Source organism: Nocardia sp. NPDC003693 (assembly GCF_053981095.1).
In genome coordinates this window covers 145,656-160,438 of sequence record NZ_JBSFNO010000006.1, presented here as the reverse complement: position 1 = coordinate 160,438, position 14,783 = coordinate 145,656, and the positions used below count along the sequence as shown (strand labels likewise).

General features: G+C 71.0%; 13 protein-coding genes. 7 read left to right on the top strand and 6 right to left on the bottom strand.

Annotated elements, in window-relative coordinates; translation table 11 throughout:
• Positions 1–15: 15 nt before the first annotated feature.
• The gene (locus tag ACWDOP_RS10210; protein WP_454201520.1) at positions 16–501 is read right to left on the bottom strand and encodes a DUF2505 domain-containing protein; all 486 of its coding nucleotides are present in this window, start codon (positions 499–501) and stop codon (positions 16–18) included.
• 92 nt (positions 502–593) lie between these two features.
• Here ACWDOP_RS10210 and ACWDOP_RS10205 point away from each other — a divergent pair, with 92 nt between their 5' ends.
• The 3 genes from ACWDOP_RS10205 (at position 594) to ACWDOP_RS10195 (ending at position 4,868) form a co-directional block, all read left to right on the top strand.
• Positions 594–1,637 (top strand): UDP-N-acetylmuramate dehydrogenase, encoded by a 1,044-nt coding sequence (locus ACWDOP_RS10205; protein WP_456344839.1) that lies wholly within the window; start codon positions 594–596, stop codon positions 1,635–1,637.
• 135 nt (positions 1,638–1,772) lie between these two features.
• Positions 1,773–2,936 (top strand): L,D-transpeptidase, encoded by a 1,164-nt coding sequence (locus ACWDOP_RS10200; RefSeq protein ID WP_456344838.1) that lies wholly within the window; start codon positions 1,773–1,775, stop codon positions 2,934–2,936.
• Positions 2,937–3,371: 435 nt separating this feature from the next.
• Complete coding sequence (locus tag ACWDOP_RS10195; RefSeq protein ID WP_456344774.1) at positions 3,372–4,868, top strand: phthiocerol/phthiodiolone dimycocerosyl transferase family protein; 1,497 nt, start codon at positions 3,372–3,374, stop codon at positions 4,866–4,868.
• 198 nt (positions 4,869–5,066) lie between these two features.
• Here ACWDOP_RS10195 and ACWDOP_RS10190 read toward each other — a convergent pair whose 3' ends face one another.
• Genes ACWDOP_RS10190 through ACWDOP_RS10175 form a run of 4 tightly spaced genes read right to left on the bottom strand, consistent with a single transcriptional unit; the run spans position 5,067 to position 9,456 of the window.
• Positions 5,067–6,755, bottom strand: coding sequence for a class I adenylate-forming enzyme family protein (locus ACWDOP_RS10190; protein WP_456344773.1), 1,689 nt, complete (start codon positions 6,753–6,755; stop codon positions 5,067–5,069).
• Complete coding sequence (locus ACWDOP_RS10185; RefSeq protein WP_456344772.1) at positions 6,752–7,504, bottom strand: glycosyltransferase family 2 protein; 753 nt, start codon at positions 7,502–7,504, stop codon at positions 6,752–6,754. Before ACWDOP_RS10185 ends, ACWDOP_RS10190 begins: the two co-directional genes overlap by 4 nt.
• A gap of 21 nt (positions 7,505–7,525) precedes the next feature.
• Positions 7,526–8,401, bottom strand: coding sequence for a hypothetical protein (locus ACWDOP_RS10180; protein ID WP_456344771.1), 876 nt, complete (start codon positions 8,399–8,401; stop codon positions 7,526–7,528).
• Complete coding sequence (locus ACWDOP_RS10175) at positions 8,398–9,456, bottom strand: 3-oxoacyl-ACP synthase III family protein (RefSeq protein ID WP_456344770.1); 1,059 nt, start codon at positions 9,454–9,456, stop codon at positions 8,398–8,400. Before ACWDOP_RS10175 ends, ACWDOP_RS10180 begins: the two co-directional genes overlap by 4 nt.
• A gap of 192 nt (positions 9,457–9,648) precedes the next feature.
• On the opposite strand from ACWDOP_RS10175, the gene ACWDOP_RS10170 reads away from it, so the two are divergent.
• Positions 9,649–10,872, top strand: a complete 1,224-nt coding sequence (locus ACWDOP_RS10170) for a cytochrome P450 (protein WP_456344769.1) — start codon at positions 9,649–9,651, stop codon at positions 10,870–10,872.
• 8 nt (positions 10,873–10,880) lie between these two features.
• On the opposite strand, the gene ACWDOP_RS10165 is transcribed toward ACWDOP_RS10170, so the two are convergent.
• The gene (locus tag ACWDOP_RS10165; protein WP_456344768.1) at positions 10,881–11,615 is read right to left on the bottom strand and encodes an SDR family NAD(P)-dependent oxidoreductase; all 735 of its coding nucleotides are present in this window, start codon (positions 11,613–11,615) and stop codon (positions 10,881–10,883) included.
• Positions 11,616–11,736: 121 nt separating this feature from the next.
• Between ACWDOP_RS10165 and ACWDOP_RS10160 the strand changes: the two genes are divergently transcribed.
• The 3 genes from ACWDOP_RS10160 to ACWDOP_RS10150 all read left to right on the top strand — a co-directional run bounded on the left by ACWDOP_RS10160 (position 11,737) and on the right by ACWDOP_RS10150 (position 14,677).
• A complete protein-coding gene (locus ACWDOP_RS10160; RefSeq protein ID WP_456344767.1) occupies positions 11,737–12,561 on the top strand; it encodes an alpha/beta fold hydrolase in 825 nt (274 codons plus the stop codon).
• Positions 12,562–12,731: 170 nt separating this feature from the next.
• On the top strand, positions 12,732–14,144 hold the full coding sequence (gene mshA, locus ACWDOP_RS10155; RefSeq protein ID WP_456344837.1) for a D-inositol-3-phosphate glycosyltransferase: 1,413 nt from the start codon (positions 12,732–12,734) through the stop codon (positions 14,142–14,144).
• Complete coding sequence (locus ACWDOP_RS10150) at positions 14,141–14,677, top strand: YbjN domain-containing protein (RefSeq protein WP_454201530.1); 537 nt, start codon at positions 14,141–14,143, stop codon at positions 14,675–14,677. The genes mshA and ACWDOP_RS10150 overlap by 4 nt, the downstream gene beginning before the upstream one ends.
• Positions 14,678–14,783: the final 106 nt, after the last annotated feature.

The following is a 14,783-nucleotide window of genomic DNA, read 5'->3' as shown; positions in this document are numbered from 1 at the left end:
GCGGGATGTGCCCCGTCAGTGTGAACTCAGCCAATTGGCAGTGAACTCGGCTTCGCGTTCGAGCAGTTCGGTCAGGTGCTGCTGCACGGCGGCCTCGATCTTCTTGCCGAAGAGCGGGATCTTGACCTCGATGCTGGCGTCCACCACGAAGACCGAGCCGGTGCCGTCGTCGGTGACCGACAGGGTGCCCTGCACGGTCGCGGGCGCGCCCTCGACGCGGGCTTCGACGGTGCCGCCGCTGCCGTCCCAGGTCTCGGTGCGCGGGATGATCAGGTCGCCGGGGCGGACCGCGGTGATCTGGGTGGGGAGCTCCTCGGCGGGGATGGCCTGCACCATGTCCACGCGCACGTGATCGCCGTTGATCGAGATGGCGTCGATGCGGGCGTTCGGGCCGCCGACGTTCTCGATGCGGTCCTTCCAGTACTGCTCGCTGGAGAAGGCAGCGCGCACGGCGGCGGTGGAATGCGGGGAGTGCGCAGTGAAGGCCAGAGGTGTCGCCATGGTCGGACAGGCTACCGTCTGTGCCTGTGCGTACTTCTGGGGTGGTGTCCTTCGACGACCTGCGGGACCGGCTCGCCGAGACCGGCGCGGTGCTGCGCGACGCGGTTCCGCTGGCGGAGCTGACGACCCTGCGGGTGGGCGGGCCCGCGGTGCTGGCCGACTGCGCGAGCACCGAGTCGCTGGTGGCGACCGTGCGCGCGCTGGACGCGGCCGGAATTCCGGTGCTGCTCATCGCGGGCGGGTCGAATCTGCTCATCGCCGATTCCGGGTTCGCCGGGGTGGCGGTGCGGATCGCGACCACCGGGGTGCGAATCGGCGCGGACTCGGTGATCGCGGAGGCGGGCGCTAACTGGGACGCGGTGGTGGCGGCGACGGTCGAGGCCGGGTTCGGCGGGCTCGAATGCCTGTCCGGTATCCCGGGTTCGGCGGGTGCGACGCCGGTGCAGAACGTCGGCGCGTACGGGGTCGAGGTGGCGTCGCTGCTGCGCCGGGTGCGGCTGCTGGATCGGGCGAGCGGGGAGATTCGCTGGGTGGAGCCCGGTGAGCTGGGGTTCGGGTACCGCACCTCGGTGCTCAAGCACAGTGACGCGGCGGTGGTGCTGGAGGTCGAATTCGCCTTGCGCGCCGATGGTTCCAGTGCGCCGCTGGGGTATCGCGAGCTGGCGGCCGCGCTGGGGGCGACCGAGGGCGAGTCGCGGCCGGCCGAGCTGGTGCGGGCGGAGGTGCTGCGGTTGCGTGCGGGCAAGGGCATGGTGCTCGATCCGGCCGATCACGACACCTGGAGTGCGGGCTCGTTCTTCACCAATCCGGTCATTCCGGACAGTCGGGTCGAGGAGGTGCGTGCGGCGATCGCCACACATGTCGGCGCCGATGTGGCGGTGCCCACCTGGGCCGTTGCCGACGGCGTGAAGTTCTCCGCCGGGTGGCTGATCGAACGCGCCGGATTCGCCAAGGGCTTCCCGGGAGCGGACGCGCCCGCGCGACTGTCCACCAAACACACTCTCGCCCTGACCAATCGGGGCGCGGCGACCGCCGCCGACATCGCCGCGCTGGCGCGCGAAGTTCGCGAGGGAGTTGCTGAGCGTTTCCGGGTGCACCTGGAGCCGGAGCCCGTGACGGTGGGTCTGACCCTGTAGGCGTGGTCGGCGCCACCGTGGCCGTGGCCGGGGGACCGGATTTGCGGGGGTAACGTCGGAACGGTGAACAGTCGAGGACGAGTGCCCGCGCGACGGGCTATTACGGTGCTGGCGGCGCTGCTCGCGATCATCGCCATGGTGGCCGGATGTTCATCGGACAAGGGCGGCGGCGGCAAGGACGAGCCCGCCGCACCCGCGGCCAAGGTGTCGATCGAACCCGACGACGGCGCGACCGATATCAGCCCCACCGCGCCGATCTCGGTCTCGGTGACCGGCGGCCGCATCGACCAGGTGGCGCTGAGTAACCCGAACGGCAAGCAGGTCAGCGGTGAATTGAGTTCGGACGGAACCAAATACACCATCACCGAACCGCTCGGCTACGGCATCACCTACACCTGGTCCGGCACCGCGGTCGGCACCGACGGCAAGCCGGTGCCGATCGAATCGAAGTTCACCACCCTCGAACCCAAGAACGAGGTGCCGGCGACGATCAACATCGGCGACGGGCAGGAGGTCGGCATCGCGGCGCCGATCATCCTGCAGTTCACCGGGCACGTCACCGACAAGGCGGCCGTGCAGCAGGCGCTGACCGTCACCACCAACCCCGTGACCGAGGGATCGTGGGCGTGGCTGCCCGATTCCGACGTGGGCTCGCGGGTGCACTGGCGGCCGCGCGAATACTGGCAGCCCGGCACCACCGTCAAGGTGGCGGCCAAGCTCTACGGGCTGGACTTCGGCGGCGGCAACTACGGCGTCACCGACCTGACCTCGGACTTCACCATCGGCCGCGCGCAGATCGTGCGCGCCAACGCCCCGAGCCACCGCATGGAGGTGGTCCGCGACGGGCAGATCGTGTTCGACTTCGCGGTCAGCTACGGCGAGGGCAACGAGGATCGCAACGTCACCCGCTCCGGCGTGCACGTGGTGACCGAGAAGTACGAGGACTTCATGATGTCCAACCCGCCGTACTACACGAACGTGCGCGAGCGCTGGGCCGTGCGGATCTCCAACAACGGCGAGTTCATCCACGCGAACCCCGAATCGCTGTCCGCGCAGGGCAACACGAACGTGACCAACGGCTGCATCAACCTCAGCCCCGCCGACGCCCAGTCCTACTTCCCGACCGCCCTCTACGGCGACCCGGTGGAGGTGACCGGGACCCGGATCGACCTCTCCGCCGCCGACGGCGACATCTACGACTGGGCCCTGGACTGGACCACCTGGCAGGGCATGTCCGCCCTGCCGGACGGCTCCGGCTCCGCCGCGGCGTCCGGCGCCCCGTCCGCGGGCGGTCGCTGACCCCGTAGTCCCGCGGCTTCGCCGCCGGCAGCGCCGACCGAACGGCGGCGCGGGCACCACACCCGCGCCGCCGTTCCGCGTCCAGGTAGCCGCTCGGATCGATGCTCATCCACGCGGTGGGGCGGCTCCGCACGGTCATGAAGGCTGCTCGGCGTTGTCATGGCTGTTGGTCCTGTTGCCGCCCGCCGGGATGGTTGACAGGCGGCACGGGTCTCGCTGCAGCCGCACGGCCGTTCAGCGATAGGTGCATCCGCCGGAGTGAGTGGCGACCGGTGCGCGGAAGCAGGGCGGGACCGGCGGGCTCCGACCGGCCGGAGTGCCGGGTTCGGGTGGCTGTGGTGGGCCGCGCGGTGAGAGGAGCCGGCTCGTTCCGGATGCGGGGGCGGAGGCGGGGGATTATTCTGCGCCGAACTGGTTCGGCGGAAGAGGCTCGGCGTGGTTGCTAGCGCATCGGCAACGGCGGCAACGGACTTCGTGCGCGCGCTCGGGCCCTCGGAGCGGTGGTTCTGGATCATCGACCGGATCTCCCCGGCCAACTGTGTCGCGCGGGTGCGGGTGCACGGGCGGCTGGGTGCGGACGAGCTGGCCGGGGCGGCGGCCGCGCTGGTCGCGGAGTACCCGCTGCTGCGGGTCGGGGTGCGGGACGCCGGGCACGGTGATCCGCGGCTGTTCGAGTTCGCCGAGCCGGGGATTCCGATCCGGCGGGTGGCGGCGGGCGGGGGTGCGGCCGCGTTCCCGGGCGAGATGGCGAGAAGCGCGACCGTACGCGCCGGTCTCGTCGCAACCGGTGCGATGCGACGGGCAGGCACGCGAGTCGGCGCCGGGGTCGTGTCCGACGCGGTCCCTGCCGCCGAGGGCGCAGCGGGCAGTGCGCCGTCGGACGCGGTGTGGCGGCGGGAAATCGACACCGAGCTCGCGACGCCGTTCGTGACCGACCGGGGGCTCGCCCGGATCGTGGACATCGTGTACGCGGCGGGCACGCCGGACGAGTATCACGATGTGGTGCTGGTGGTGTCGCACGTCATCATGGATGGCAGGTCGCTGCTCACGTTGCTGCGCAAGCTGATTCGCTACATCGGGACCGGCCGCGGCGGCCGGACGGGGCGGCCGGCCGCGCCGGTGGCCGACGACCTGATTCCCGTTGGTTCCCGGGGGTTTTGGCGGTACTGCTACACCACGCTGTCGGATCAGGTGGCGGCGGTCGCGCTGCGGCCGCGGAAGCTGGTGGCGCCGGTCGCGGTCGGGATGGGGGAGCGGCGAACGCGGGCGGTGTATCGCACGGTCGACGCGGCGGGGCTGGCGGCGTTGACCGCGGACTGCCGGCGGGCGGGTGTCACCGTGCACGGGGTGCTGGCGGCGGCGGTGGCGCGGGTGGTGGGGGAGACGGTGCGGCCGGGGGCGAAGGGGGTCGCGGGAATCGGCTCGCCGGTGGACTTCCGGGAGCTACTCGAACCCGCGCCCGACACGGAGGAACTGGGGATCTACGCGCCGGTGCTGGCGCATTTCGTGCGGTTCGGGCCGGGAGAATCGCTGTGGGCGGCGGCGCGCGCGGTGAATCGGCAACTGGAACGGGGGATTCGGCGGGGCAAACATCTCTCGGTGGTGGCGGGCATGCGATTCGGGACACCGCGCACCGTCGCGACCGGCAGGCGCGTGGTCGACATGGTCGACCGGCGCGCGCCCTGGAACGTGTCGGTCACCAACGTCGGGCGGGTCGACTTCCCGGAGCGGGCGGGAGACCGCCGCGTCTCCGACGTGACGCTGGCGGGCTCGAACTCGTGCGTCAGCGCGCTCACCGTCACCATCATCAGCGCCCACGGCCACATGCGGCTCGGATTCTGCTACGTGGCAGGCGTTCTGGACGCGCCCGCAGCCGAGGCTTTCGCCGATCGGGTGGTGGCGGAGCTGACCGGACGTCCGGTCCCGGCCTAGCCGCCGCCCGGCTCGGATCCCACTCCCGGATCCAGCCCGGTCGGGCTGGTCACGCCCCGACCGACGGATCTACGCCTGGATTCGTGAGAACTCCGGTGGACGACGGAGCATCGAGCGAGCCGTGGCGGTCCACCTCTGTAGCCCGGAGGTATGCGGGGCAGTGTGATTCGGTTGCCGAATCCCCGGCGGTGGACAGTCTCAGCCGAGGAGGGCGCCGAGGTGGGTGCGCAGGGCGGCGCGGTCGGGTTTGCTCGTACGGCCGCTCACCGGGATCTCCGGCACCACCACGATGTCGTCGGGGACGGCGGACGTGTCGATGAGGGCCGGGAGCTCGCGGCGGAGGCGGGCCACCAGGTCGGTGGCGCCGGGATCGGCCACCACCGCGAGAACGATGCGCTCGTCGCCGACCTCGTCGGGCACGCCGACCATGATGGCCTGGCGCACGCCCGGGACCTTCGCGATGGCGGGCTCGTAGAGGCCGGGGTAGATGTTGGTCTTGCCGCGGATCATCATGTCCTTCTTGCGGCCCATGAGCACCAGGGTGTCGCCGTCCAGGCGGGCGAGGTCGCCGGTGGGGATCTCGCGCAGCGGCGGCTCACCCAGATAGCCGCGGCACAGGTTCGGCCCGGACAGCACGAGCTCGCCGTCCGCGGCGATGCGGGCGGTCACCCCGCGCACCGGCGCGCCGAGCGGATCACCGGCGCCGTCGAAATCGAGTTTGGCCGTGCCCGTGGTGATCGCGACGGGCAGGATCTCGGTCATACCGTAGATCGCGAGAAACTCGCAGTCCGGCAGGGACTTCCGCGCCCGGCGCAGCAGCGCGGTGGTGACCGGCGCGCCGCCCAGGGAGATCTCACGCAGGGCAACGGGTGCGGCGAGCGCGCCGCCCTCGATCTCGGTGAGCACGACCGCGAGATCGGCGGGGGTGAAGAAGGCATGGGTCGCGCCGTCCAGTCCGCGCGCGAAAGCCACGGGCTCGATATGGGTTCCGAAGCGCGGATAGCGCGGCATCGACCAGCGCGCGCCCGCCAGCAGGGCGGGCAGGCCCATCATCAACTGCTCGGTGTGCAGATGCGCGCCCGGGCCCAGGCTGCTGCGCCCGGCCATGGCCGCCAGGCCGGCGCCGAGCGAACCCCGCGTGTGCACAACGGCTTTCGGGGCCGCGGTGGTGCCGGAGGTGAAGACGATCAGCGCCTCGGCGCCCGGATCGGCGGCGTCGAGGTCGGCGGGCGCGCCGGATCCCAGCAGCCGCCGCAGCGGAACGGATCGGGCGGGCGTACCCGGCAGCCTCGGCCCACTGTGAATGTGCCGGACCGGCAGCGCGCCGAACGCGGGCAGCGACAGCCCGCGCGCCCGCCCCAGCCGGTGCAGCGGCCCGCTCAGCAGGTACAGCAGCGATTCCGTTGCCGCCCAGGCGGGTTCGACCAGGGCGATCCGCCGGGCGAACAGCTCGGGCCCGACACCCGGGTCGACGAACACGATGGTTCCCCCCGCGGCCATGGTCCCGAAGATCAGCACGACCGCGTCCACGCACGGCCGGATGGAGAACAACATCCGGTCCCCGCGCCGGAAACCGTTGTCCCGCAGCCGCCGCGCCACCCCGGCGATCCGGTCCTCCAGCTCCGCGAAGGTCAGCGGCCGCGCGCCGACCATCCCCAGCGCGGGGGCATCGGGACGCAGCCGCACCTGCTCCGCGAGCAGCGTCAGGAAGTCGGTCGGCATGTCACCGTCCGTGCACCCGCCCGCACCGGGTTCGGAAACGGCCGCTTCGTCTCGCCGCCGCGCGTCGCAGGAGCCGTCGCGTGTGGTGTTGGTCGCGGTGGTGAGCACCTCGTCCTGCGCTGTGCCCGGCGCGTCGTCGGACCCGGTGTCGTCCCCCCGGCTCACCGAATATCCACCAGCTCCGGCTTGTACCGGTGATCGGCGTACCAGGCCAGCGTCCGGCGCACGCCCCAGGCGCGGACGCGGCGGTTGGAGGCGAACACCCGCACGTCGCGGCGCAGGCCGTAGTCGGTGGTGAGCATGCGGACCGCGTTCACCAGGGCGCGATCCTCGTGCAGATCCTCGATCGCGGTGCGCGGGAACCCGCCCGCGGCCTCGTACAACTCCGCGGTGATGGCCATGTTGCAGCCGGGCGTCATGACGTATGGCCCCAGGTAGCGCGGATCCTGATTGCCGGGCCGGAACTTGCCGAAGGTGGACGCCACCTCCAGCACCACCCGAATGATCGTGCGGTCGATCCAGCGCACGTCCTCGTCCGTGCGCGGGACCAGCTGCCCGCTGACCAGCTGCAGCCCCGAATCGAACCCGGCGTTGACCCGCTCGATCCAGTCGCGGGCGGGCAGGCAGTCGGCGTCGGTGCGCGCCAGCCGCAGGGCGCCGGCCGCGATCGCGTAGCGCATCCCGGTGTCCGAGGCCGCGCCCGTGCCCTTCTGCGGCTCGTCGATGAGGTGAATCCGCATCTCCGGGTGCGCGGCCGCGAAGCCGCGCACCACCCCGGCGGTGCCGTCGGTGGAGTTGTTGTCCACCACGACCAGGGTGAAGTCCCCGTCGCGCTGGGCGGCGAGCGCTTCCAGCGTGGCGGTGATGCCGCGTTCCTCGTTGTAGGCGGGCACTATCACCCACAGTTTGGTCACGGGGACCTCCTCCCGGGGACGCTAGGCGGGCAGCCGGTAGGCGATGGCCGCCGCGGACGGTCCCGCGCCCGCTGCCACGAACAACGCTACGTCACGCCCGGCCAACAGGCCGTCCGCGCGTGCGCTCAGGTAGGCCGCGGGCAGGGCCGAGGTGTGGGCGTCGCCCGGGGTGTCGCCCGCGTGCACGGCGGCGAGCCCGAGCCGTTCGGCGAGCAGCTCCGGGAACTCGGCCGTGGGCCGATTGCTGATCAGCAGGACCCGCGCGGGGTCCACGCCGGTCACCTCGAGCGCTTCGCTCGCGGCCGAGACCGCGTGGTGCAGCAGGTCTTCCACCGAGTTCACGGTGCGGTCGACGGTGATGGTGCCGCGCCCGCTCGTGCCCATGTCCGGGAGTCGTACGTAGCCGACTGGCTCCGGACGCGCGTCGGTGGCGCTGATGTGCAGCTGCCCGAATCCGCCTGTACCCGTAGCCTTCTCCAGCACCATGGCCGCGCCGACGGGCTTGATCGGGAAGCCGGGCTGCGGGGCGGGCGACTTCGCGGGATGCGCGTCCCCGGACACCACCAGCACCCGGTGCACGGTCGGCGACGCCAGCAGCGCCTGGCTCACCTGGACGGCGTTGAGGACGCCGGTCGCCCCGTTCATGAGGTCGAACGACAGGCAGGGCACGTCGCCGCGCTGGTATTCCAGCCCGATGCCCGCCTGCTGCTGGATGAGCGCGGACATGGCCGGTTCCACCATGTTCGAGTCGCGGTAGACGCCGGTGTTGATCAGCGCGTCGATCGATTCGGGGGTCGCCCCCGCCTCGGCCACCGCCCGGCGCGCCGCCGACGCGGCCTGTTCGATGGAGCTGCCGCCGCCGATTTCCACTGCGACCGAAGAGATTACGATGTTCATGCGCCGCGCACCTGCAGTTCGCCGAGGGTGACCGAGAGGAATCCGGCGACCACGCCGGAGGCCGCGGGAACCATCAGCACCTTGGCCCCGGGTGCTATCCGCCGCTGTTTCAGTGCGTCGTGCAGCACCACGAAATGCGATGTGGACGCGGTGTTTCCGTAGCGGTCGAGCACGGCGAGCCCGGGCGGGACGGCGGCGTCGAATTCCCGTTCGGCGATCTTGTTGATCAATTCGACGGCGGGACCGCTGAATTGGTGGTGAATCACGTGGTCGTAGCCCTCGGATTCGAACGTGCTGTTCCGCTCGTCGAGGAAATCGCGCTGCCGATTGGTCCACAGCAGATAGCGGGACTCGTTGTGCATGGCGCGATTATCGGTATAGAGGGCGATGCCCGCGCTGCGGTCGCTCGGCATACCGAGGCACAGTTGCGCGAACGCGGCGCTGGTGTTGAGTTCGATGTAGTCGATGCCCTCGTCCGCGGTGCCGCGATCGTCGAGCACCACGGCCGCCGCGCCGTCCCCGACGGTGAGCGAGGCGAATTGCGGATCGTATTTCTCCGACATCTCCCGCACCGCGGTATCGGAGATCGGGGTGATGAATTCGCCGGAGACCACGAGTCCGCGCTTGACCATGCCGGTGCGAATCATGCGCTCCAGCACCAGAACCCCGGTCATCATGCCGGCGCAAGCATTGGAGACGTCGAAGTGGATGGCGCCGGTGGCGCCGAGTTCGTTGCGCAGCAGCAGGGCGAAGGAGGGCTCCACCCAGAAGTCGTCCCCGTGGATGCGGGTGATGGAGCAGGAGATGATCACGTCCAAATCGCCTGCGGCGTAACCGGAGTTGGCCAGCGCCTCCCGGGCGGCGGCCAGGGCGACGGTGTAGGAGTCCTCGCGCTGCCCGTCCTGATCGACGCCGCACCTGCGCCGGTGCCGGACCCCGCTGACTTTTTCCAGGTCGATGGGAGATTCGACCGATAGCTGCGCGAGCAACTCCGCGGTCGATACCTCCTGCGCGGGGACGTAGGAGCCCACCGCCTCGATTCGTGCTCTCACCATGCGATCCACTCCAAACAGCCACAGATGCGGGGGACGCTAGCAGCGCGCACATTTCCATTATGAAGAATCTCTGATTCACATATTGTGAGGTGGGCTACATTGCCGTGCAACCCCGCATACGCGTAGGCAGGCTGAACGAGCGCCCGTGCCGGGGGAGGCCGGGAGACGTCACCGGCGAGAGTCTGGAGTGCCATGTTGAAGACAGCCACCCGCCACGAACTCACCCTGCTGGCCGCCGGACAACCGTGGCTGCCCGCGCTGCTGCTCGCAGGCAGGCTGGTCAAGCCGATGCGCAAGGTGCCCGGGCTCGGCTGGTTCGTCGCCGACCCGCTGATCGCACGGCAGATCTACAACGACTCCGCGCACTTCAGCATCGTGTCCGAGGGGGCGGCCGGGCACTGGTGGGCGCAGGTCGTCGGGGAGTGGGTCGAGGACCTGTTCGAAGGCCCCGGGCACACCGCCCTGCGCAACAAGGTGCGCGATCTGTTCACCGCCGCGCACACCGACGCCCTGGTGGCCGACACCATCGGGCCCGCGCTGAAACAGATCTCGATCGATCTGGCCGCCGGCCGCACCGTCGACATCGCCGAACGCTCGCGGGTGCTGGTCGGGCGCAGCGTCTCCGATCTGGTCGGCATGGAACCCGGCGATATCGCGGCGATCTTCGCCGATTCCGCGGACCCGCGGGCGTTCGACGACCCCGACGAGCCGTTCCGCGTGCTGTTCACCCACGTCGAGGAACTGGTGAACCTGGCCATGGGCACCATGGCCTCCACCACGCTGGACCCGGTGGCCGTGGCCCGCGCCCGGACCCTGGCGGGCCAACTCGCGACCTCGGTGCCCGCCGCCTACGAACGCGCCGACGGCGCCACCACCCTGGGCCGCTGCCGCGACCTGGGCCTCGAACTCGAACATGCCTCCGGCCTGGCCATTCTCATGGCCGTCGCGGGCACCGACACCCTGGCCAGCGCCATGACCCGGATGGTCGCGCTACTGCACGACAGCGGCGAACAGCGAGCGCTGCTGGCCGCGCCCGAGCGCACGCCGGACGCGGTGCGCGAAACCCTGCGCGTCACCAGCCCGGCGTACCTGGTCGGCCGGTCGGTGACCGCGGACGTGGAGGTCGCCGGGCGGCAGTTGCGGGCCGGCGAGCACGTGAAGATCCTGACCTGGTCCATCAACAACGCCGTGGGGGACTTCCGGGTCGCGCGGGACTACGTGCCCGAGACCCGGCAGCTGTGGTTCGGCGGCGGCCGCCACCTGTGCCTCGGCGCCCAGCTGGTCCATTCGGAACTGGGCGCGCTGCTGGAGGCGATCACGGCCGACGGCCGCCCGTGGGAGATCGTCGAGCGCAGATACAAGCGCAACGTCTTCATCCCGACCTACTCGACGCTGAAGATCCGTCTGGCGGGGTAGACGAAAGGTCAAGAGCGCCGGGCGAATCGGCCCGGGTCGGCCTGATCGCGCGGCTTGACGATGATCGTGTCGAGATTGACGTGCGGCGGGCGCGAGGCCACGAAGCCCACGATCTCCGCGATGTCCTGGGCGACCAGCGGGTCGATGCCGTCGTACACCTTGGCCGCGCGCTCGGCGTCGCCGTTGAAACGCACCAGCGAGAACTCGGTTTCGACCGCGCCCGGGGCGATCTCGGTGAGCCGCACCGGCTGCCCGAGCAACTCCCCGCGCAGCGTGCGGTGCAGCACCGCCTGCGCGTGCTTGGCCGTGGTGTAGCCCGAGCCGTTGTCGTAGGCGTGGAAGGCCGCGACCGAGGTGATGGTGACGATCAGGCCGTCACCGGAGGCGATCAGCTTGGGCAGCAGGGCCTTGGTGACCCGCAGCGTGCCCAGGACGTTGGTCTCCCACATCCACCGCCAGTCGTCCAGATCGGCGTCGGCCACCGTCGCCAAACCCTTTGCGCCACCGGCATTGTTGACCAGCACCTCGGCCGAGTCGACGGCGGCGGCGAACGCGTTCACCGACTCCTCGTCGGTCACGTCCAGCGCCAGCGCGGTGCCGCCGATCTCCGCCGCCAGCCGTTCCAGGCGGTCGACCCGCCGCGCGCCCACGATGACGTGGTAGCCCTGCTTGGCGAGTCCGCGGGCGGTGGCCTCCCCGATTCCCGAACTGGCTCCGGTCACGACAGCGGTGCGAGTGGTCATGGCCAGAGCTTAGGCACGGCATGTCGGCCGCGGCGCGCCGAGGTGCGGCGGGCGAGTGGTCACCGGGCACGAATCATCCCGAGCGGAAGTCGGCGTGTCGCTGCGGGTTAGCCTGGCCGGTATGGCCATTCGGGAAGCAGTCAGCGCGGACGGGACCACCATCGTCTACCGGGTGCGCGGGCCGGAATCGGCGCGCCCGCTGGTGCTGCTGCACGGCTGGGCCGGGAACCTGAACTGCTGGGGAACCGCCGGTGACCTGCTCGCCGAGCATTTCCGGGTGATCGCGGTCGATCTGCGCGGGCACGGCTACTCCGACGCGCCCGCGGACGGCTACGACGATCCGAAGAACTGGGCCGCCGACGTCGCGGCGGTCCTCGCGGCCGAGGACGTCACCGCCGGCGCGCTGCTGCTGGGCTGGTCCTACGGCGGCATCGTGCTCACCGACTACCTCGCCGCGCACGGCACAGGCGCGGTCGCGGGCGTGATCTACACCGGCGCGCAGGCGAGTATCGGCCGGGGCATCGCGGGGGCGGACCCGGGGCCCGTCATGGTCAAGGCCATCCCCGACGTGTTCGCCGACACCGCGGCCCGGGCGATGCGCGGATTCGCCGCGTTCGGCAACGCCAACACCGGCCGGGGCGCCGACAGGGGGCTCGACGCCCAGCGGCTCTTCGGCGGGAGCATCGCCACCCCGCCGCGCGTACGCAAGGCGCTGTTCTACCGGACCGTCGACAACACCGAGACACTGCGGACCCTCGACGTCCCGGTCCTGGTGCTGCACGGGACCGCGGATCCGGTGGTGCCGATCGAGAGCGGCCGCCATATCGCCGGGACCGTGCCCGATGCCCGCACCTCGTACTGGGAGGACTCGCTGCACGGGCTGTTCATCGAGGATCCCGCCCGGTTCGTGGCCGAGGTCACCGGCTTCGCGGACACGTTGAGCTGAACCGCCGCCCGGGTCGATCGCGGCGCGGAATCGCCGTCGCGCGGCCCGGACCTGGCGCTTTGGAACGGCAGCGGTTCGGAAAGCGGCGTATACTGCGAAACGTGTTGTGAGCCAGGTCACTTGGTTAGGTAACCCACGTAGGTGCGGTAGCGGGACACGTGCACACTGGAGTGGTGAGTCAACGCACCGAGCTACGGCCCCATCGCATCGCCGTCCTCTCGGTTCACACTTCCCCACTCGCGCAGCCGGGCACCGGTGACGCCGGCGGCATGAACGTCTACGTCCTGCAGACCGCCATCGAGCTGGCCAAGCGCGGCACCCAGGTCGAGATCTTCACCCGCGCCACCTCCTCCAAGGACGAGCCCATCGTCGAGGCCGCGCCGGGCGTGCTGGTGCGCAATGTGGTCGCCGGGCCGTTCGAGGGCCTGGACAAACACGATCTGCCCACGCAGCTGTGCCCGTTCTCGGCCGAGGTGCTGCGGACCGAGGCCCGCAACCTGCCCGGCCACTACGACCTCATCCACTCGCACTACTGGCTCTCCGGCCAGGTCGGGTGGCTCGCCCGGGACCGCTGGCGCACGCCCATGGTGCACACCGCGCACACCCTGGCCGCGGTGAAGAACGCCTACCTGGCCGAGGGGGACACCCCGGAACCGGCCGCCCGCGTCATCGGCGAGAAGCAGATCGTGGCCGAGGCCGACCGCCTGGTCGCCAACACCGGCGAGGAAGCCCGCCAGCTCGTCGAGCTGTACGGCGCGGACCCCGACCGCATCGACGTCGTGCTGCCCGGCGCGGATCTGTCCCGGTACAACCCGGGTGACAAGGCCGCGGCCCGCGCCGAACTCGGCCTGCCCGCGGGCGATCGCGTCGTGGCCTTCGTCGGCCGCATCCAGCCGCTCAAGGCGCCCGACGTCCTGGTGCGCGCGGCGGCGCGGATGCTCGCCGACGAGGCCGCGCGCGGCGAGAGCCACGAGCGCCCGCTGCGCGTGCTGATCGTCGGCGGACCGTCCGGATCCGGTCTCGAGAAGCCGGGCGCGCTCATCGAACTCGCTGCCGCACTGGGCATTTCCGATCGCGTCACCTTCCTGCCGCCGCAACCGCCGCACCGGCTGGTGCAGGTGTACCGGGCCGCGGACCTGGTGGCCGTACCCAGCTACAACGAATCGTTCGGACTGGTCGCCATCGAGGCGCAGGCCAGTGGCACGCCGGTGCTGGCCGCCGACGTGGGCGGGCTCGGAACCGCTGTGCGCGACGGTGTCTCGGGTCTGCTGGTCCCCAACCATCACACTCCGGACTGGGCCGACGCGCTGCGCTCACTGCTGCGCGATCCCGCCCGCCTGGACCGGATGGGCGCGGCCGCGGTCGACCACGCGGCGAACTTCTCGTGGGCGCACACCGCGGACGGCCTGCTGGCCAGCTACAGCGCGGCCCTGTCCCAGTCCCGGACCGGGCGGGTGCGCAGCGGTAGCGTGCACGGTGACAGCTATCAAGCCAGATCGAGGGCACTGCTGGTCGGTGGTCCGCGGGCGACGCGCCCGGACGAGCCGGCCTGGCGGCGCCGGATGGGAGCCCTACGCCGATGAGCGAGCACACCGGCGCTGCCGCGAACGACGCGGGATCGATCGAGGTGACCACTGCGCTCATAGCCGACACGCTACGAGACCGCGAGATCGAGTTCTCGCGGGAATCGGACGGCACGTTCGTCGTCATCCTGCCCGGTGAGCGCAAACTCAAGACGGCGATCGGCGTCAAGGTCGGCAAGCACGGCGTGCGGATGGAATCGTTCGTGTGCCGCAAGCCCGACGAGAACTTCGAGGGCGTCTACAAGTTCCTGCTGCGCCGCAATCGCCGCCTGTACGGCGTGGCCTACACCCTGGACAACGTCGGCGACATCTACCTGGTCGGGCGGCTGGCGACACACGCGGTCACCCCCGACGAACTCGACCGCTGGCTGGGCCAGATCCTCGAGGCCGTCGACGCGGACTTCAACACCATCCTCGAACTCGGCTTCGCGGAATCCATTCGGCGGGAATGGAAATGGCGCGTCTCGCGCGGGGAGTCGCTGAAGAACCTGCGCGCCTTCGAGCACCTGGTGGACGCGGCCGACAAGCCGTAGGGCGGGATCGGCCGTGGTGCGGGTCCGCCCGCGCCGGTCGCCGCGGTGTCATCGCGTTCGGGGGTCGGCGAACGCCGACGGTCCCGGGCCACGACGGCCCGGTCGA